This is a genomic window from Nonomuraea sp. NPDC050227 (genome assembly GCF_044459705.1).
In the GTDB taxonomy this organism is placed as follows: Bacteria; Actinomycetota; Actinomycetes; order Streptosporangiales; family Streptosporangiaceae; genus Nonomuraea.
This window is the reverse complement of the sequence record NZ_JBITJF010000002.1, coordinates 97,509-113,137: the sequence shown is the minus strand read 5'-3', so window position 1 is coordinate 113,137 and position 15,629 is coordinate 97,509. Positions and strand designations below refer to the sequence as shown.

13 protein-coding genes are annotated in these 15,629 nt (G+C 74.3%); 10 read left to right on the top strand and 3 right to left on the bottom strand.

What is annotated here, in order from left to right; genetic code table 11:
• Positions 1 to 136 precede the first annotated feature (136 nt).
• Positions 137 to 3,430 (bottom strand): S8 family serine peptidase, encoded by a 3,294-nt coding sequence (locus ACIBK9_RS07740; protein WP_397156102.1) that lies wholly within the window; start codon positions 3,428 to 3,430, stop codon positions 137 to 139.
• Positions 3,431 to 3,853: 423 nt separating this feature from the next.
• Here ACIBK9_RS07740 and ACIBK9_RS07735 point away from each other — a divergent pair, with 423 nt between their 5' ends.
• Entirely contained in the window at positions 3,854 to 5,977 is a 2,124-nt protein-coding gene (locus ACIBK9_RS07735; RefSeq protein WP_397156100.1) for a SpoIIE family protein phosphatase, read from the top strand.
• 34 nt (positions 5,978 to 6,011) lie between these two features.
• Here the strand turns inward: ACIBK9_RS07735 and ACIBK9_RS07730 are convergent, their stop codons facing one another.
• Positions 6,012 to 6,161 carry a hypothetical protein gene (locus ACIBK9_RS07730; RefSeq protein ID WP_397156098.1) on the bottom strand — a complete coding sequence of 50 codons (150 nt, stop codon included), beginning with the start codon at positions 6,159 to 6,161 and terminating at the stop codon, positions 6,012 to 6,014.
• Positions 6,162 to 6,237: 76 nt separating this feature from the next.
• Here ACIBK9_RS07730 and ACIBK9_RS07725 point away from each other — a divergent pair, with 76 nt between their 5' ends.
• The 3 genes from ACIBK9_RS07725 to ACIBK9_RS07715 all read left to right on the top strand — a co-directional run bounded on the left by ACIBK9_RS07725 (position 6,238) and on the right by ACIBK9_RS07715 (position 8,577).
• Positions 6,238 to 7,107, top strand: a complete 870-nt coding sequence (locus tag ACIBK9_RS07725) for a LysR family transcriptional regulator (RefSeq protein WP_397156096.1) — start codon at positions 6,238 to 6,240, stop codon at positions 7,105 to 7,107.
• Positions 7,108 to 7,195: 88 nt separating this feature from the next.
• Complete coding sequence (locus ACIBK9_RS07720; protein WP_397156094.1) at positions 7,196 to 7,945, top strand: SAM-dependent methyltransferase; 750 nt, start codon at positions 7,196 to 7,198, stop codon at positions 7,943 to 7,945.
• A 131-nt stretch (positions 7,946 to 8,076) separates the two neighbouring features.
• Positions 8,077 to 8,577: a DUF1772 domain-containing protein gene (locus ACIBK9_RS07715; RefSeq protein WP_397156092.1), complete on the top strand. Its 501-nt coding sequence runs from the start codon at positions 8,077 to 8,079 to the stop codon at positions 8,575 to 8,577.
• Here ACIBK9_RS07715 and ACIBK9_RS07710 read toward each other — a convergent pair.
• Complete coding sequence (locus ACIBK9_RS07710) at positions 8,555 to 9,106, bottom strand: AAA family ATPase (protein ID WP_397156090.1); 552 nt, start codon at positions 9,104 to 9,106, stop codon at positions 8,555 to 8,557. The genes ACIBK9_RS07715 and ACIBK9_RS07710 overlap by 23 nt on opposite strands.
• A 172-nt stretch (positions 9,107 to 9,278) precedes the next feature.
• Here ACIBK9_RS07710 and ACIBK9_RS07705 point away from each other — a divergent pair, with 172 nt between their 5' ends.
• The 6 genes from ACIBK9_RS07705 to ACIBK9_RS07680 are packed head-to-tail and all read left to right on the top strand — an operon-like array spanning position 9,279 to position 15,624.
• Positions 9,279 to 10,076 (top strand): hypothetical protein, encoded by a 798-nt coding sequence (locus ACIBK9_RS07705; RefSeq protein WP_397156088.1) that lies wholly within the window; start codon positions 9,279 to 9,281, stop codon positions 10,074 to 10,076.
• Positions 10,076 to 11,887 carry a peptidoglycan-binding protein gene (locus tag ACIBK9_RS07700; RefSeq protein ID WP_397156086.1) on the top strand — a complete coding sequence of 604 codons (1,812 nt, stop codon included), beginning with the start codon at positions 10,076 to 10,078 and terminating at the stop codon, positions 11,885 to 11,887. The genes ACIBK9_RS07705 and ACIBK9_RS07700 overlap by 1 nt, the downstream gene beginning before the upstream one ends.
• The gene (locus tag ACIBK9_RS07695; protein ID WP_397156084.1) at positions 11,880 to 12,554 is read left to right on the top strand and encodes an ABC transporter ATP-binding protein; all 675 of its coding nucleotides are present in this window, start codon (positions 11,880 to 11,882) and stop codon (positions 12,552 to 12,554) included. Before ACIBK9_RS07700 ends, ACIBK9_RS07695 begins: the two co-directional genes overlap by 8 nt.
• 2 nt (positions 12,555 to 12,556) lie before the next feature.
• Positions 12,557 to 13,732 carry an ABC transporter permease gene (locus ACIBK9_RS07690; RefSeq protein ID WP_397156082.1) on the top strand — a complete coding sequence of 392 codons (1,176 nt, stop codon included), beginning with the start codon at positions 12,557 to 12,559 and terminating at the stop codon, positions 13,730 to 13,732.
• Between the two features lie 15 nt (positions 13,733 to 13,747).
• Positions 13,748 to 14,434, top strand: a complete 687-nt coding sequence (gene cseB / locus ACIBK9_RS07685) for a two-component system response regulator CseB (protein WP_397156080.1) — start codon at positions 13,748 to 13,750, stop codon at positions 14,432 to 14,434.
• Positions 14,431 to 15,624, top strand: a complete 1,194-nt coding sequence (locus ACIBK9_RS07680) for an ATP-binding protein (RefSeq protein WP_397156078.1) — start codon at positions 14,431 to 14,433, stop codon at positions 15,622 to 15,624. Before cseB ends, ACIBK9_RS07680 begins: the two co-directional genes overlap by 4 nt.
• The last annotated feature ends 5 nt before the right edge of the window (positions 15,625 to 15,629 follow it).

Below are 15,629 nucleotides of genomic sequence, written 5' to 3'. Positions count from 1 at the left end.
CCCTCGGGGGGGCCCCCCCTTGGGGGGTGCCCCGCGAACCCCCGGGGCCGGGGGGGGGGGGGGGGGGCGCGGCGGGGGGGGGGGGGCGGGCGGGGGGGGGCGGGGGGGGGGGCCCCCCCCCCCGCCCACCGGCGGGTCACTGGACGGTGATCTTGTCCACCTCGACGGTGATCCCCTTGACCTGCGGGGTCGAGGTGGCGGTCGTGATCTTGCCGACCCCCGCGCTGACCCCCTTGACCTTCATCGAGTACGTCAGGCTGCCGCCGGGCGCCCCCGGCGTGCTGGTGACGACCAGATCCTGGGTGGGCGGCCCGGAGATCTGGGCGCCGGCGGTGCCCTCGGCGTTCTCGGCGCCGACCGTCAGGCCGTATCCGGCGGGCGGCGAGCCGGGCAGGTTGCCCGGGTCGTAGGCGTAGCTGACGTCCTCCACGCCGTTGAGCCCGATCCACTGCTGGAAGACCTTCAGGTCGGTGGTGCCGTAGAGGTTCAGCCGCCACTCCACCACCAGCCAGTCGTTGACCCCGTCGGTCAGGATCGTGGCCAGGACGCCCGGCGCGGCGGTGCCGTCCAGGTCGGTCCAGTAGGGAGCGAGCACGCCGTTGGGCCGCGCCGGGTCGGGCAGCGTCTGCGGCGTCGCTGAGACGTCGTCGCCGGTGGCCCCGCCCGCGACGCTGTAGCCGTCGGAGGTGACGCCGAGCCGGGTGTAGCTGCGTCCGGCGAACTGGAAGGCGGGCACGGTGAAGTTGAGCGCCTGCTCGTCGCCGATCGGGGTGGGCGTGACGCCGAAGGCGTCGAGCGGGATGTAGCCGGCCGGTCCGGCGCCGGGCGCGATCGCCGGCCGGGCGGGCTGGGTGGCGGCCAGCGTCGCCTTGGTGGTGGCGACCTGGGTGCCGACCTTGGTCGCGCCCGTGACGCCGTTGAGGCGCAGGCGGGCGTCCAGGGTGCTGAGCGCGGTCACCTCGGCGTCCTCGTACGTGGTGTTGCGCACGGTGACGGTGCAGGTGGACTCGCCGGTGTTCGTGGCGATGGTGTCCGGGGCGCAGGTCTGCTCGACCGGCACCGCGCCCTGCTTGCGGTAGAACGCCACCGGCAGGTGCAGCGCGCGCGAGCCGCCGACCTGCTTGAGGTTGACCTGGCCGAAGTACTGGCCGTCGGGCAGTTCCGGCGCGGTGACGACGATGCTCAACTTGGCGCTCTTGCCGGGCGCGACGGTGAACAGCGGCGGCAGCACGGCGACGGCGGCTCCGCTCACGGTGGTGCCGGAGGCGGTGAAGGTGAGCGACGAGCCGGTGGTGTTGGTGACGGTGCGCTTGGCGGTGATGACGCCGGGCATGGTGGGCGCGTTCACCGAGGGCAGGTTGAGGTCGATCCGGTTGAGCGGGTCGGTGGCCGAGGCGACGAAGCCGGCGGCGTCCTGGTCCAGGGTCAGTCCGGGGTCACCGGCCTTGGTCAGGTCGATGCGCCCGCCGCCCATGTCGAACGGGTCGGCCTGGGTGGTCCTGTCCTGCTTGGTGACCGCGGTCTTCGCCGTGGTCTCCAGGGCCGACTTGACCTGGCCGGGCGTCCAGGTGGGGTGCAGGGCGAAGACCAGCGCCGCCGAGCCGGTGACGTGCGGCGCGGACATCGAGGTGCCGGAGATGACCTGGTAGAGGTTGCCGGGCGGGCCTTCCAGCGGCGACTCGGGGGTCGGCGTCATGCCCGCCATGATGTGCTGGCCGGGCGCGGTGACGTCCGGCTTGAGGAAGTCGCCGCCGGGGCCGCGCGAGGAGAAGTGCGCCATCGCGTCGCCCTGCCAGGTGGACTTGGCGCCCTGCGTGAAGGAGGCGGTGGCGCCGGGGTGGGCGGCCAGGAAGGCCAGCAGGGTGTCGGCCTCGGGCTTGTCCACGTGCACGGACGGCAGCCAGTGGGCGTCGGTGAAGACGTCGAACGGGAAGGCGTTGTAGAGGATCATCCCGGCCGCGCCGCCCTGCCTGACGTTGAAGCTCTTCAGCACGCGGTTGGGGGTGCGCTCACAGGCGACGATCTTCCCGGTGAACAGCCCGGGAGGGGCCGGGACGTCGCACGCGGCGCGCGAGTACGGCGGCGCCGAGGCCGGCACGACGGGCAGCGGCGAGGCCAGGCCAGCGGTGATGGACGCGCCCTTGATCGTCGCCGTGGCGCCGCCGCCGGACAGCGTGACCGTGGACTGGAACGTCCTGGACTGCGAGGAGGCGGCCACCGTGGTCACCCAGGGGCCGCGGTGGTCGGTGGTGCCGGCGCCGGGCCCGGAGTTGCCGGCCGAGGCCGAGACCAGCACGCCGGCCGCGTAGGCGTCGAGGAAGGCCAGCTCGACCGGGTCGCTGTAGGGGTCGCTGCCGCCGGAGACCGAGAAGTTGATCACGCGGACGCCGTCCAGGACGGCCCGCGCCACGGCCTGCGCCGAGTCGGAGGGGAAGCAGCCCTGCGCGCCGCACACCTTGTAGACCGACACCTCGGCGGCCGGGGCGATGCCGTGGATCGGGCCGCGGCTGATGCCCAGCGGGTTCGCGTCGGCGACCGGGCCGCCCGCGGAGGTGCTGGCGGTGTGGGTGCCGTGCCCGTTGGAGTCGCGGGCGCTGTCGCCGTAGACCTCGCCGCCGTAGACGGCGTTGTAGGTCTCCATGAACGGCTGGCCGCCGATCAGCTTGTTGTTGCAGGTGAACGGGTCGCTGGCGGGGGTCAGCGGGTTGTCGCCGAAGTTGCACGCGCGCGGCGTGCCGTCCTTGGTGGGCCCTGGGGCGGGCAGGCCGGGGGCGGCGGCGAAGGACGGGTGCTCGGGCCAGGCGCCGGTGTCGAGCACGCCGACGATCACGCCCTTGCCCGCGGAGGAGCTGCCGCCGAGCTTGCCGTAGATGGTGTCGGCGCCGATGAACTCGGGGCTGGAGTCGGTCAGCAGCTGCTGCGGCTTGTCCTCCTGGACGGCGACCGCGCCGGGCAGCCGCAGCACGTCGGCCACCTTGTTGCCCGGGACGCGCAGGGCGATGCCGCCGTAGACGGTCCTGACGCGCTGGCCGACGACGGCTCCGGGGACCTTCTTGGCCAGCTCGCCGAGGAAGGCGTTCTCGACGTCCTGGATGTGGGTGCCGTACTTCCTGGCCTCGGCGCTCCTGGTGTCGAGGGCCTTGCCGGTGACGGCGGGGCTGGTGGCCGGCAGCCCGGCCAGCCCGCCCTGGTAGGCGGCCAGCGAGTCGTAGTCCAGCTTGACCATGACGTTGACCGGCGCGGGCGAGGTGACCTTCAGCAGCGCGGCGTCGCTCTTGGCGAGCTTGCCGGTGGGGGACTTGGCGCCCTCGACCACCTCGGCGCCGGTGAGCGGCACCGACCGCCATTTTCCGGGCGGGGCCGGCGTGGCCCGCGCCACGGCCGGGCTCATGGTCAGCACGACACCGAGCCCGACGGCTAACGATGTCAACCGGCGTAAACGGGATGAGAACGAACGGGACAACACAAAGACCTCCTGGCCGAGGAGCTGCACGAACCCGCGGGCCCGGCCGAGGACGTCATGTCACCCCCACGCGCGCATGCCGGAGAGATCGATGACCCTCCCCGGTGGGTGACGAGCTGGACCGCCTCCCCTCCCCGTGGGCGGGGTGGGTTGGCGTCCGAACCGGAGTGTAGACAGCGATCAACTGGCCGAGAACCCCGCCGCTTTGTCACGTTCCGGCCAATTGGCCCCACCAGACGGCCGCCCGCCGCAAAGCTCATATTCGTCCCTCCTCTTCGCCAGAATCCGGCAACGGTGAGCATCACCCCCAATACGGATATCTACAGTTGTCCTATGGGCGATCAACGGGACGCGGCGCCGACGTCAGCGCAGGACGGAACGAGGTAGCCCGTGGGCGGCCACGCCGACGAGGGGACCCGGCCGTACACCTCGGCGCTGGACGAGCTGCTCGCCCAGGCCGCCCGTGACACCGGCGCGCACATCGGCGCGGTGTACCTGCTGACCGGCTCCCCGCAGGTCCTGGTGATGGAGTCGGAGATCGGGCTGCCCGCGCAGCTCGTCAAGCCGTGGACCACCGTCAGGCTGGACGGCGGCGCGCCCGTGGCCGCCGCCGTGCGCCAGGGGCGGCTGGTGTGGGTGCCGACCGCGCAGGAGCTGGCCCGCCGCTTCCCGGGCACGGCCCTGGCCTTCCCGTACGCCTTCGCCTCGGCCGCCGCGCCCCTGCACAGCGACTCCCGCATGTGGGGCTCGTGGATCCTGCTCTGGCCGGACGGGCGGCCGGCCGAGCTGAGCGGGCCGGAGCAGGAGGTCATCGCCGCCACGAGCGAGCGCCTGGCGGCCGTCCTGGAGCAGGCCGCCGACAGCGGATGTCCGCTGCGTCCGGGCGGCGAGCCGCGGGTGCTGACCCCGGTGCCGCCGCCGATGCCCGACCCGTACGAGGCCGTGGCCGCGGCCGGCTACCTGGACCGGCTGCGGGACGGCTCCGTCGCGCTCGACCTGGACGGCGTCGTCACCTTCGCCAGCCCCGCCGCCGCCGGCCTGCTCGGCACCACCGTCTCGGAGTTGCTGGGCACGCCGCTGTGGGAGACGGCGACGTGGCTGAAGGACCCGGCCTTCCAGGACCGCTGCCGGGCGGCGGTGGTCGGCCAGCAGGTCGCCTCCTGCTCGGCCCGCCGGCCGGACGGCCACGAGCTGGAGTTCGTCCTGCACCCGGACCCGACGGGCCTGAGCCTGCGCATCACCCCCTCGGGGGCCGACCTGTCCGCGCAGCGGCCCGCGCGCGCCTTCATGCCGGACAACTCGGGGCTGCCGCGGGCCGACGTCTTCTACAACTTCCTGCACATGGCCTCGGCGATGACCCGGGCGCTGAACGTCCGAGAGGTCGTCGATCTCATCGCCGAGCACGTGATGCCGGTGTTCAAGGCCCAGGCCATGGCGATCATGAGGGCGGAGAGCGGCCGGATGCGGATCGTCGGCTCCCACGGCTACGTCCCCGAGGTGCTGGAGCGGCTCGACGGCCAGACGCTGGCCGCGCCCAGCCCCGCCGAGCAGGTCGTCCGCACGGGCGAGCCCGCCTTCTACGCCGACCGGGCCGAGCTGAGCCGGGCCTTCCCCGACACCGCCCAGGACGACGGGATGGCCGCCTGGGCCTTCCTGCCGCTGACCGTCTCCGACGACACCTTCGGCGTCTGCCTGCTGGCCTTCGACCACCCGCGGCCGTTCACCGCCGAGCAGTGCGCGACGCTGACCACGCTGGCCGGGCTGATGGGCCAGGCCCTGGACCGCGCGCTGCTCTACGACACCAAGGACCGGCTGGCCCACAGCCTGCAGACCTCGCTGCTGCCCGGCAGCCTGCCCGACATGCCGGGCCTGGAGGTGGCCGCCCGGTACGTGCCCGCGACCCGCGGCGTCGGCATCGGCGGCGACTTCTACGACCTGATCCGCCTCAACGAGACCACCGCCGCCGCCGTCATCGGGGACGTCCAGGGGCACAACATGACGGCCGCGGCGCTCATGGGCCAGGTGCGCACCGCCATCCACGCCCACGCCGCCGTCGGGGCCAGCCCCGGGGACGTGCTCCAGCACACCAACCGGCTGCTCATGGACCTGGACACCGACCTGTTCACCAGCTGCCTGCTCATCTACTTCGACCTGCGCCTGCGCACGCTGCGGGCGGCCAACGCCGGTCATCCCCTGCCGCTGCTGCGCCCGCCCAACATGCCGGCCGAGATCATCGACATCCCGGCGGGCCTGCTGCTCGGCATCGACGCCGACGCCGAGTACGCCACGGTGGAGGTGCCGTTCCCGCCGGGCGCCGTCCTGGCCCTCTACACCGACGGGCTGGTCGAGGCGCCGGGCGTGGACCTGGACGAGGCCATCGGGACGCTGGCGGCATACCTGACCAGCGCCCCGCGCGAGCAGCTCCAGCAGGTCGCCGGGACGCTGCTGGACCACGCCCCGCACACCGACGACATCGCGCTGCTGCTCCTGCGGCACCGGGAGAACGCGGGCTGAGCCCCGCTCAGTGCTCAGTGCTAGTGCTCAGTGCTCAGTGCGAGACGAACGTGCGGTGGTCGGCCAGGGCGAGCGCCCGGACGAAGTCGAGCAACTTGAGCAGCCCCCGCCCGGCGAGCCGGACCGGGGCGGAACGGCGGGAGCAGTAGGCGGCCGACCACAGGGCGGGTACGTGTCGTTCCATGCGGACCAGGATGTCCTGGCGTGCACTGATCGATCCAACACATCGTCTCGCTGGCAGCCATCGCTATCGTAGATGGATGGAACTGCGCCAGCTCCGCCACTTCGTCGCCGTCACCACCCACGGCAGCTTCACCGCCGCCGCGCGCGCCGAGCTGATCGTGCAGTCGGCGCTCAGCACGTCCATCCGCAAGCTCGAACGCGAGCTCGGCGCCGACCTGTTCGAGCGCACCGGACGGCGGCCGGTCCTCACCCCGGCCGGGCACGCCTTCCTGCCGGCCGCGCGGGCGCTGCTGGCCGACGCCGCGGCGGCCGGCGACGCCGTGTCCGCGGTGTCCGGGCTGGCCACCGGCCGGGTGGCGATCGGCACCATCCAGACGCTCACCAGCGTCGACCTGCCGGCCGAGCTGGCCGCCTTCCACCGCCTGCGGCCGGGCATCCAGATCTCGGTGCGCGACGCCCCGGTGGCGGGGCTGCTCGACGCGCTGCTGGCCCGCGAGCTCGACCTGGCCTACCTGGCGCTCGACGGCGCCGAGCTGCCGGCGGGGCTGGCCGTGTTCGACTCCTGGGAGGAGGAGCTGGTGCTGATGACCTCGCCCGACCACCGGCTGGCCGGCGCGGAGCGGGCCCTGCTGTCGGAGCTGACGGAGGAGCCGTTCGTGGACTTCAAGGCCGGCACCGGGCTGGAGACGGCGGTGCGCCGGCTGGCCGCCGGGTGCGGGCTGCACCGGCAGATCACCTGCGAGGTCACCCAGATCCGGCTGCTGGTCGACCTGGTGCGCGCCGGGATCGGGGTGGCGATCGTCCCCCGGCGGGTGGCCGAGCAGGAGGGGCTGCCGACCGTGCGCATCCGCCAGCCCGATCCGGCCAGGACGGTCGTGCTGGCCGGCCGGGCGCCCGTTCCCACGAACCCGGCCGCCGCCGCCCTGCTGGCGCACCTCACCCGGTGACCCGGATCGCACTTGCGAGGCCCGGCCCCGGCCCCGGCGGCGCATAACCGGTTGAACGGGCGGGGCCTTCGTGGTGGGATGGCCCGCTGTGTCAGCGATCCAGGACCTCGTGCGCCCCGACGTCTATCCGCTCTCCTCCAAGTACGACCCGGAATGGGTGCTCGGGCTGGACATGGGCCCCCATCCGCTGTGGCTGCTGGAGGACCTGGCCCGCGACCTCGACCTGCGGCCCGGCATGCGGGTGCTCGACCTGGGCTCGGGCCTGGGCGCGACCTCGGTCTTCCTGGCCCGCGAGTTCGGGGTGGAGGTGGTGGCCGCCGACCTGTGGGTCGCGCCCGAGAAGGCCGCGGCCGTCTTCGCCTCGGCGGGCGTGGCGGACCGCGTCCGGGCCGTACGGGCCGAGGCGCACGCGCTGCCGTTCGAGCAGGAGTCCTTCGACGCCATCGTCAGCGTGGACGCCTTCGAGTACTTCGGCACGGCCGACTCCTACCTGCCCTACCTGGTCCGCTTCCTGCGGCCCGGCGGGCAGCTCGGCGTCGCCACGCCCGGCATGACCCGCGAGGTCCGCGACCTCGGGCACATCCCCGCCCACGTCAAGGCGCTGGTCGGCTGGGAGGCCATCGCCTGGCACACCGCCGCGTGGTGGCGTTTCCAGTGGGAGATCACCGAGCTGGTCACGGTGACGTCCGCGCGCCTGCAGGACGGCGGATGGCACGACTGGCTGCTGTGGGCCCGCGCCCGGCAGGAGACGGCGACGATCGCCATGCTCGAAGCCGACCAGGGGGAATACCTGTCCTTCGCGCTGGTCACCGCGCGCCGGAACCCGCCCGCGCCCTGACCCCGGCGCCCCCTGGAGTCCGGCGTATGGGCGGGAGAGTCTCGGCCATGGCCGCGCTCCCCCGGTGTCGCGTTGACTTGTCCTCGCGCGTCCGGGACGTCGGGCGCGGGAACGAACAGGGGGACACACTGATGTCGGTTCTGCGCACCGTCGTGCTGATCGCGGCGACCATGGCGACCGGGCTCGCGGCGGGCGTCTTCGGGCTCTACTCGCACACCATCATGCGCGGTCTGGGCGCGACCGACGACCGCACGTTCGTCGGGGCGTTCCAGGCCGTCGACCGGGCGATCCTCAACCCGTGGTTCATGCTCAGCTTCGTCGGCGCGCTGGCCTTCACGGGCCTGGCGGCGGCGCTGCACCTCGGCCAGAACGTGCGCGCGGTGCTGCCCTGGATCGTCGTCGCGCTGGTGCTCTACCTGGTCGCCTTCGTGCTCACGGTGGCCGTGAACGTGCCGCTCAACGACGCCATCAAGGCGGCCGGCGACCCGGACCGGATCGCCGACCTGGCCGCGGTGCGCCGCGCGTTCGACGAGGCCAAGTGGGCCGGTTACAACCTCGTCCGGACGATCACCACCACCGGCGCGTTCGCCTCGCTGTGCTGGGCCCTCGTCAAGAGCGGCCGGGTGGGCTGACGGCGCGCTCGACCAGCGCGACGCGGTCGGCCAGCGGCCCGGCGGGCACCTCGACGAGCTCGAACCCGAGGTCGCGGTAGGTCCGCTCGTGCAGGCGCTCGAAGTCCAGCGCCTCCTCGTAGCCGATCCGCCGGGCGGAGGTGGCGCGGACGAACCCCTGGTTGCGCACGAAGAACACCTTCCCGTCGTACGTCCCCCGGTCCACCACCCGCTCGACCTCGCGGGCGAGCAGGCGCGAGGCGGGAAACCCGAGGAAGCGGCTCAGCGCCAGCGTGCAGACCGGCGAGCGGTCGAAGAAGACGGCGGCCCCGCCGACCGCGGGGGCGGCCTCCTGGCGCCGCCGCTGGAGCTTGACCACCTCCTCGACGAAGGCGGGCTCGCGCCAGGGCTCCGCGCGGCCGAGCGCCTGGCCGAGGGCGATGACGTCCGTCGCCGCCTCCTCGACGACGCTGAACCCGTGAACCTCCAGCAGCCGCAGGACGGCTGTCTTCCCGGCGCCCGGGGTGCCGGTGAGAACGTGATTCGGCACGGTTCTTCTCCGTTTCCGTGGGGGTTGATGGCGAGCTACGGGCGCTGATACACGGCCGATACACGGCCGAGCGCCCGGTGATACCCGGCCAAGGCCGGGCGGACGGAAAAGGGCTCAAGAGTGGCCGAGGCGTCGCGGAGGGCGGCGCGTCCCCACGGTGAAGGAGCCCTTGATGCGTGTGCTGGTGTGCGGTCTGCTTGGTCTGGCGGTGCTGACCGGCTGCGGAGGGGCTCCGGCGGGACAGGCCGCCCCGGCGTCCGGCGGGGGCGAGGCCGGGGCGGACAAGCTCCGCGAGCGGGAGACCGCCATCGCCACCTGCATGAAGCAGAAGGGCTTCGCCTACACGCCCTCGGTCAGCCGCCCGGCGCCGCCCGACGCCGACCCGGCCGACTACGACGCGATGAAGGCCGAGCGGAGCAGGAACGGCTTCGGCGTCTTCTCCGCGATCGTCTACCCCAAGCCTACCGAGACCCGGGCCCCCGACCCCAACCAGGCCACGCTCGACGGGCTCTCCGGCCCCCGGCGGGACGCCTACCAGAAGACCATGAACGAGTGCCGGGTCAGCGCCCTGCGCCAGGTCAACGGCCTGAAGGTCACCTCGCTCGCCGACTACCAGGACCAGATGAGCACCGAGATCGAGAACATCGACAAGGCGCTCGACGGCGATCCGAAGCTGGTGGAGCTGGCCGGGCCGTTCGCGGAGTGCCTGAAGTCCAAGGGCGAGCGGGTGACCTCCGCCCGGCCGCTGGCGCTGAGCGCGCGGGGGTCGATGCTCTGGGGCGAGCAGGCCGACCGGCTCGGCAAGGCGGGCGAGGTCACGGCCGCCGCGGCCCGGCCGTACCTGGCCAAGGAGATCAGGTCGGCGCTGGTCGACCTGGAGTGCGGCAAGGACTTCTACGCGGCCTTCGTCCCGCTGCAACGGCGGCTCACCAACGAGGCGCGGGTGAAGTACGGGTTCCAAGAGCAGTGATGCGCACCCCTCGCGGCAAGTTGCTGCTCGTGCTGGTCGTGGTCCTGGCGGTCGCCGGGACCGGCTGGGGGGTGGGCGCCCGGCTGCGCTCCCCGGCCGACGAGGCGGCGGCGCGCAGGCCGCCCGTGCCGTCGCTGGTCACCGTCGAGGTCGAGCGGCGCAGGCTGGTCGCCACCGTCGTCGTCAGCGGCACGCTGGAGTACGGCTCCCCGCGTGCGGTGTCGCTGGCCGGGGTGGTGGGCGGGATGGTGGGCGGCGGCGAGGCCGTCCAGCGGGCCACCCGTGCCCCCCGGCGGGGGAAGCTCGTGGAGGGCGCGGTGCTCATGGAGGTGAACGGGCGACCGGTGTTCGTCTTCGCGGGCAGGGTGCCGATGCACCGCGGCATCGTCCCCGGCGCCGAGGGGGACGACGTCCGGCAGTTGCAGAAGGCGCTGCGCCGGCTCGGGCACCGCGTGCCGGTGACCGGCGTGTTCGACCAGGCGACCGTCGCGGCGGTGTCGCGCTTCTACGCCCGGCGCGGCTACGAGGCCCAGCAGCCCACCCTGGAGCTGCGGCAGCGGCGCGACGAGCTGGCCCGGTCCGTGCGGACCGCGCGGGAGGTGCTGGCGACCGAGAGCAAGGCCCTCGACCAGGGCATGGACGTGCTCCCGTTGAAGCTCAGGGTGACCGGCGCCCGCCGCGACCTGAAGGAGGCCGAGCAGGCGCTGAGGAGCGCGCGGGCCCAGGACCGCACGGCCGGGGACGCGGCCGGGGACGCGGCCGGCGTCGAGGCCGCCGAGAGCGCCGTGCGGGCGGCCGAGGAGCGGCTGCTCGCGGCCGAGCAGGAGCTCGCCCAGGCCAGGGCGACGCCGACCACCGCGCCCACCGCCGCGCCGACCACCGGGCCGAGCACTGGGCCGAGCACTGGGCCGAGCACAGCGCCCACCACCGGGCCCACCACCGGGCCGACCGCGGCGCCCGGCTCCGCCCCCACGGTGGGGCCGCCCGCCGACACCCGCCTGCTCGAACTGCGGGTCGCCAACGCCCGCGCGGACCTGGCCACCGCCCGGTCGGCGCTGGAACGCGCGCGGGCGGAGGCCGGAGCGGCGCGGGCGAAGCGGCTGGCCGGGCTGGAGAAGGCCGTACGGGCGGCGCGGGAGGCCGTGGCCGTCGCCGAGCAGGCGCTGCGGCAGGCCAGGCAGCTCTCCCCCGCCAGGCTGAAGGTGGCCAACGCGCGCAGCGACCTGGCCGCGGCGCGGGCGTTGCTGGCCGAGTTCTCCCGCACCTACGGCACCACCGTGCCGCCCGGCGAGATCGTCTTCCTGCCCAGGCTGCCCGTCCGACTGCACAAGCCGGCCGTCAAGGCGGGCGAGCCGGTGGACAAGGCGGTCGCCACGGTCACCGGCGCCGGCTTCGTGGTGTCCGGCTCGGTGGACGCGGCCGAGGCCGAACGGGTGCAGGCGGGGCTGGCCGCGAGCATCGAGACCGACTCCGGCACGACCGTCCCCGGCACGGTGACCGCCGTCGCGGGACGTGACGCGAAGGGCGCCGTCCCGGTGACGGTCACGCCCGCCTCCGCGAAGGGGCTGCGCGCGCTCGCCGGGCAGCCTGTCACGGTCCGCGTGACCATCGGCGCCACCGGCGGGGAGGTGCTCGTGGTCCCGGTCGCGGCGGTCGTCACGGCGGCGGACGGCCGGGCCAGGGTGCAGGTGGAGACCGCGCCCGGTCGGACCGAGGAGGTGCAGGTGCGCACCGGCCTGTCCGCCGACGGGGCCGTGGAGGTGACCGGCGACCTCCGGCCGGGCGAGCGGGTGGCGGTCAACAGTGGCTGAGCCGGTCATCCACCTCCGCGAGCTGACCAAGGAGTTCCCCGGCGATCCGCCCGTCCGCGCGCTGTCGTCGGTCGACCTGCGGGTCGAGCGGGCGGACTACGTGGCGGTCGTCGGCCCGTCGGGGTCGGGGAAGTCCACCCTGCTCAACACCCTGGGCCTGCTCGACCGGCCGACCCGCGGCAGCTACCGGCTCGACGGCATCGAGACCACCACGCTGAGGGAAGGGGCGCGCACCGCCGTCCGCGGGGGCCGGATCGGCTTCGTCTTCCAGTCCTTCCACCTGCTGCCGCACCGCAGCGTCCTGGAGAACGTCATGCTGGCCGAGGTCTACGGCACCGCCCCGCGCGCCGGACGGCGGGACCGCGCCGTGCGGGCCCTCGACCGGGTGCGCCTGTCGCACCGGGTGGACTTCCTGCCCGGCAGGCTGTCCGGCGGCGAGCGGCAGCGCGCCGCCATCGCCCGCGCCCTGCTCGGCGAGCCGTCGCTGCTGCTGTGCGACGAGCCCACCGGCAACCTCGACAGCACGAACACCGGCGCGGTGCTCGACCTGTTCGACGAGCTGCGCGCCCAAGGGATGACCATCGTCGTCATCACCCACGAGACCGAGGTGAGCGACCGGGCCGGACGCCGGGTCCGCATCACCGACGGCGTCCTCACGGAGGAGTAGACGTGCACCCGCGCGACCTGCTGACCGAGGCCGTGGCGGGCCTGCTGGCCCGCCCGGTGCGCTCGGCCCTGACCACGCTGGGCACCGTGCTCGGCATCACCACGCTCGTGGTGACCCTGGGCGTCGCCGCGACGGCCGGCAACCAGATCGTCGGCCGCTTCGACGAGCTGACCGCCACCTCCGTCACGGTCGAGGTCCCGGCGCACCCGTTCCCGCTGGTCGGATGGGCCGACGTGAGCCGGGTGACCCGGCTGCGCGGGGTGGTCGCGGCCGCCGCGCTCGCCGAGTCCGACCGCAGCGCCAACCTCGTCGTCCGCTCCAACGACGTCGTGGACCCGGCCCGCGTCACCGACCAGACACTGACCGTGGTCTCCAGCAGCCCCGGCCTGCCCGCGGCGGTCAGGGGCAGGATGATCGAGGGCCGCTACTTCGACGCCGGGCACGTCGCCCGGGGTGACCGGGTCGTCGTGCTGGGCCAGCAGGCGGCCCGGCTGCTCGGCGTCACCGGGCTGGACCGGGCTCCGGCCGTGTTCATCGGCACCCGGGCGTACACCGTGATCGGGGTGCTCGGGGATCTCCGGCGGGAGAGGAGCCTGGCGAGCGCGGTCATCCTGCCTCCCACGGCCGGCCGGCCCTACGGCCTGGGCACCGTGACCCGCGTCCTGGTCGACACCGCGCTCGGGGCCGCCGAGCTGATCGCCCGGCAGGCGCCGGCGGCGCTCAGCCCCGGCAACGAGGGCCTGCTCCAGGTCATCTCGCCGCCCAGCCCCACCAGGGCCCGCGACGCGGTGGAGGGCGACGTCAACGCCCTGTTCCTGATCCTCGGGCTGGTCTCGCTGGTCGTCGGCGCGGTCGGCATCGCCAACGTCACACTGGTGACCGTCATGGAACGCGTCGCCGAGATCGGGCTGCGCCGGTCGCTGGGCGCGGCGCGCCGCCACATCGCGGCGCAGTTCCTGCTGGAGTCCACGCTGACCGGGTTGATCGGCGGCGTGCTGGGCGCGTCCGCGGGGATCCTGGTGATCGTCGGGGTCTGCGCGGTCAAGCAGTGGACGCCCGTCCTGGACGTCGGGCAGGCCGTCCTGGCGCCGGTGGCCGGGGCCGTCGTCGGGCTGCTGGCGGGCCTGTATCCGGCCCTGCGCGCCGCCCGGATGGAACCGGTAAATGCACTTCGCTAGGTATGGTGCGATTTCATGACATCCCTGCTGCTCGTCGAGGACGACACCGTGATCCGCACGTCGCTGGGCATGGCCCTGGAACGGTACGGCTACCGGGTGACCACGGCGGCCGACGGGCTCGACGGGCTGGAGGCCGCCCGTACGGGCGATCACGACCTGCTGCTGCTGGACGTGATGCTGCCCGGCCTCGACGGCATCAGCGTGTGCCGCAGCATCAGGGAGACCAGCCAGGTGCCGATCCTGATGATGTCTGCCCGCGGCGACGGGCTGGACATCGTGGCCGGGCTGGAGGGCGGCGCCGACGACTACGTGGTCAAGCCGGTGGACCTGCCGGTGCTGGTGGCCAGGATCCGGTCGCTGCTGCGCCGGGCCACCTTCGCGCGGACGCCGGCCGCCGGGCCCGAGGCAGGGGCGGCCGTGCTGGAGTTCGGGGACCTGAGCGTGGACACCGGCGCGCTGGAGGTGCGCCGCGCCGGCCGGCGCGTCGAGCTGTCGCCGACCGAGCTGCGGCTGCTGCTGGAGTTCGCCGCCCATCCCGGCATCGTGCTGGAACGGGCGACGCTGCTGCGCAACGTGTGGGACTACGGATGGGACGGCGACAGCCGCGTGGTCGACCTGTGCGTGCAGCGGCTGCGCAGGAAGATCGGCGCCGAGCGCGTCGAGACCGTGCGCGGGTTCGGCTACAAGCTGGCCGTGACGTGAATCCGGCCTCGCTGCGCTGGAAGATCGCCGCCCTCGTCACGCTCGCCGCGACCGTCGTCGCCGCCATGGTGGGGCTGCTGGTGCACCGGGCGACCTGGCAGCGGGCGCTCGACCTCGGCCAGGCTCGGGCCGAGGTGGCCCTGGAGGAGTCGCTGGCCGCCGGGACCGCCGAGGACGTGGTGCCCGTCGCCGAGCTCCCCGACGCCCTGGCCGACCGGCTGCGGCCCGGCCGGCGGGTGGTCTGGTACGGGCTCGACCACCGGGACGAGCCGTGGATGTGGGCGGTCCAGCCGTACGGCGACGGCGAGGTGAGGAGCGTGCAGATCGCGATGGGCTCCGAAGTGCTCGGCCTCCAGGCGCTCGACCGGAACATGGCCAAGGCGGGGCTGCTCGCCCTGGCCGGGGTGGTGCCGCTGTCGGTGCTGGCGGCCGAGCTGCCCAACCGGCGGCTGCGGCGGGTCGCGCGCACCGCCCGCAGGATCGCCGGGGGCGACCTGGCGGCCCGGACGGACGCCCGCGGCCGGGACGAGATCGCCCGCATCGCCGCCGCCGTGGACTCGATGGCGGCGAGCCTGCAGCACCGGCTGCTGGCCGAGCAGCGGTTCACCGCCGACGTCGCGCACGACCTGCGCACCCCGCTGATGGGCCTGGTCGCCGTGGTCGAGCTGCTGGACGAGGGCGAGGTCACCGATCTGGTGCGGGACCGGGTCCGGGTGCTGCGGACGCTGGTGGAGGACCTGCTGGAGGTGTCCAGGCTGGACGCCGGGGCCGAGGTCGCCGAGCGGGTGCGCGTGCCGCTGGCCGGGCTGGCCGCGGAGTCGGCGTCCCGGGTGGGGGTCGAGGCGCGGGTGCTGGCCGACGGGGACCCGGTGGCCGAGACCGATCCGCGGCGGCTCGACCGGATCCTGGCCAACCTCGTGCTCAACGCCCATCGGCACGGCGCGGCGCCGGTGGAGATCGCGGTCGGCGACCACGTGATCGAGGTGCGCGACCGGGGGCCGGGGTTCCCGCCGGAGCTGCTGGCCGACGGGCCGCGCCGGTTCCGCACGGGCGCCGCCGAGCGGGGCCGCGGGCACGGCCTGGGGCTGACGATCGCGCTGGGCCAGGCCCGGGTCATCGGCGCCGAGCTGACCCTGGCCAACGCCCCGGACGGCGGCGCGGTCGCCGTCCTCCGCCTCCCGGCGGGTTGATGCCG

Excerpts from the sequence above, each read along its gene's own strand:
- ACIBK9_RS07725 (WP_397156096.1), top strand. The coding sequence starts at position 6,238 with ATGGAACTGCGCCAGCTCCGCCACTTCGTCGCCGTCACCACCCACGGC.
- cseB (WP_397156080.1), top strand. The coding sequence starts at position 13,748 with ATGACATCCCTGCTGCTCGTCGAGGACGACACCGTGATCCGCACGTCG.
- ACIBK9_RS07700 (WP_397156086.1), top strand. The coding sequence starts at position 10,076 with ATGCGCACCCCTCGCGGCAAGTTGCTGCTCGTGCTGGTCGTGGTCCTG.
- ACIBK9_RS07705 (WP_397156088.1), top strand. The coding sequence starts at position 9,279 with ATGCGTGTGCTGGTGTGCGGTCTGCTTGGTCTGGCGGTGCTGACCGGC.
- ACIBK9_RS07715 (WP_397156092.1), top strand. The coding sequence starts at position 8,077 with ATGTCGGTTCTGCGCACCGTCGTGCTGATCGCGGCGACCATGGCGACC.
- ACIBK9_RS07730 (WP_397156098.1), bottom strand. The coding sequence starts at position 6,161 with ATGGAACGACACGTACCCGCCCTGTGGTCGGCCGCCTACTGCTCCCGC.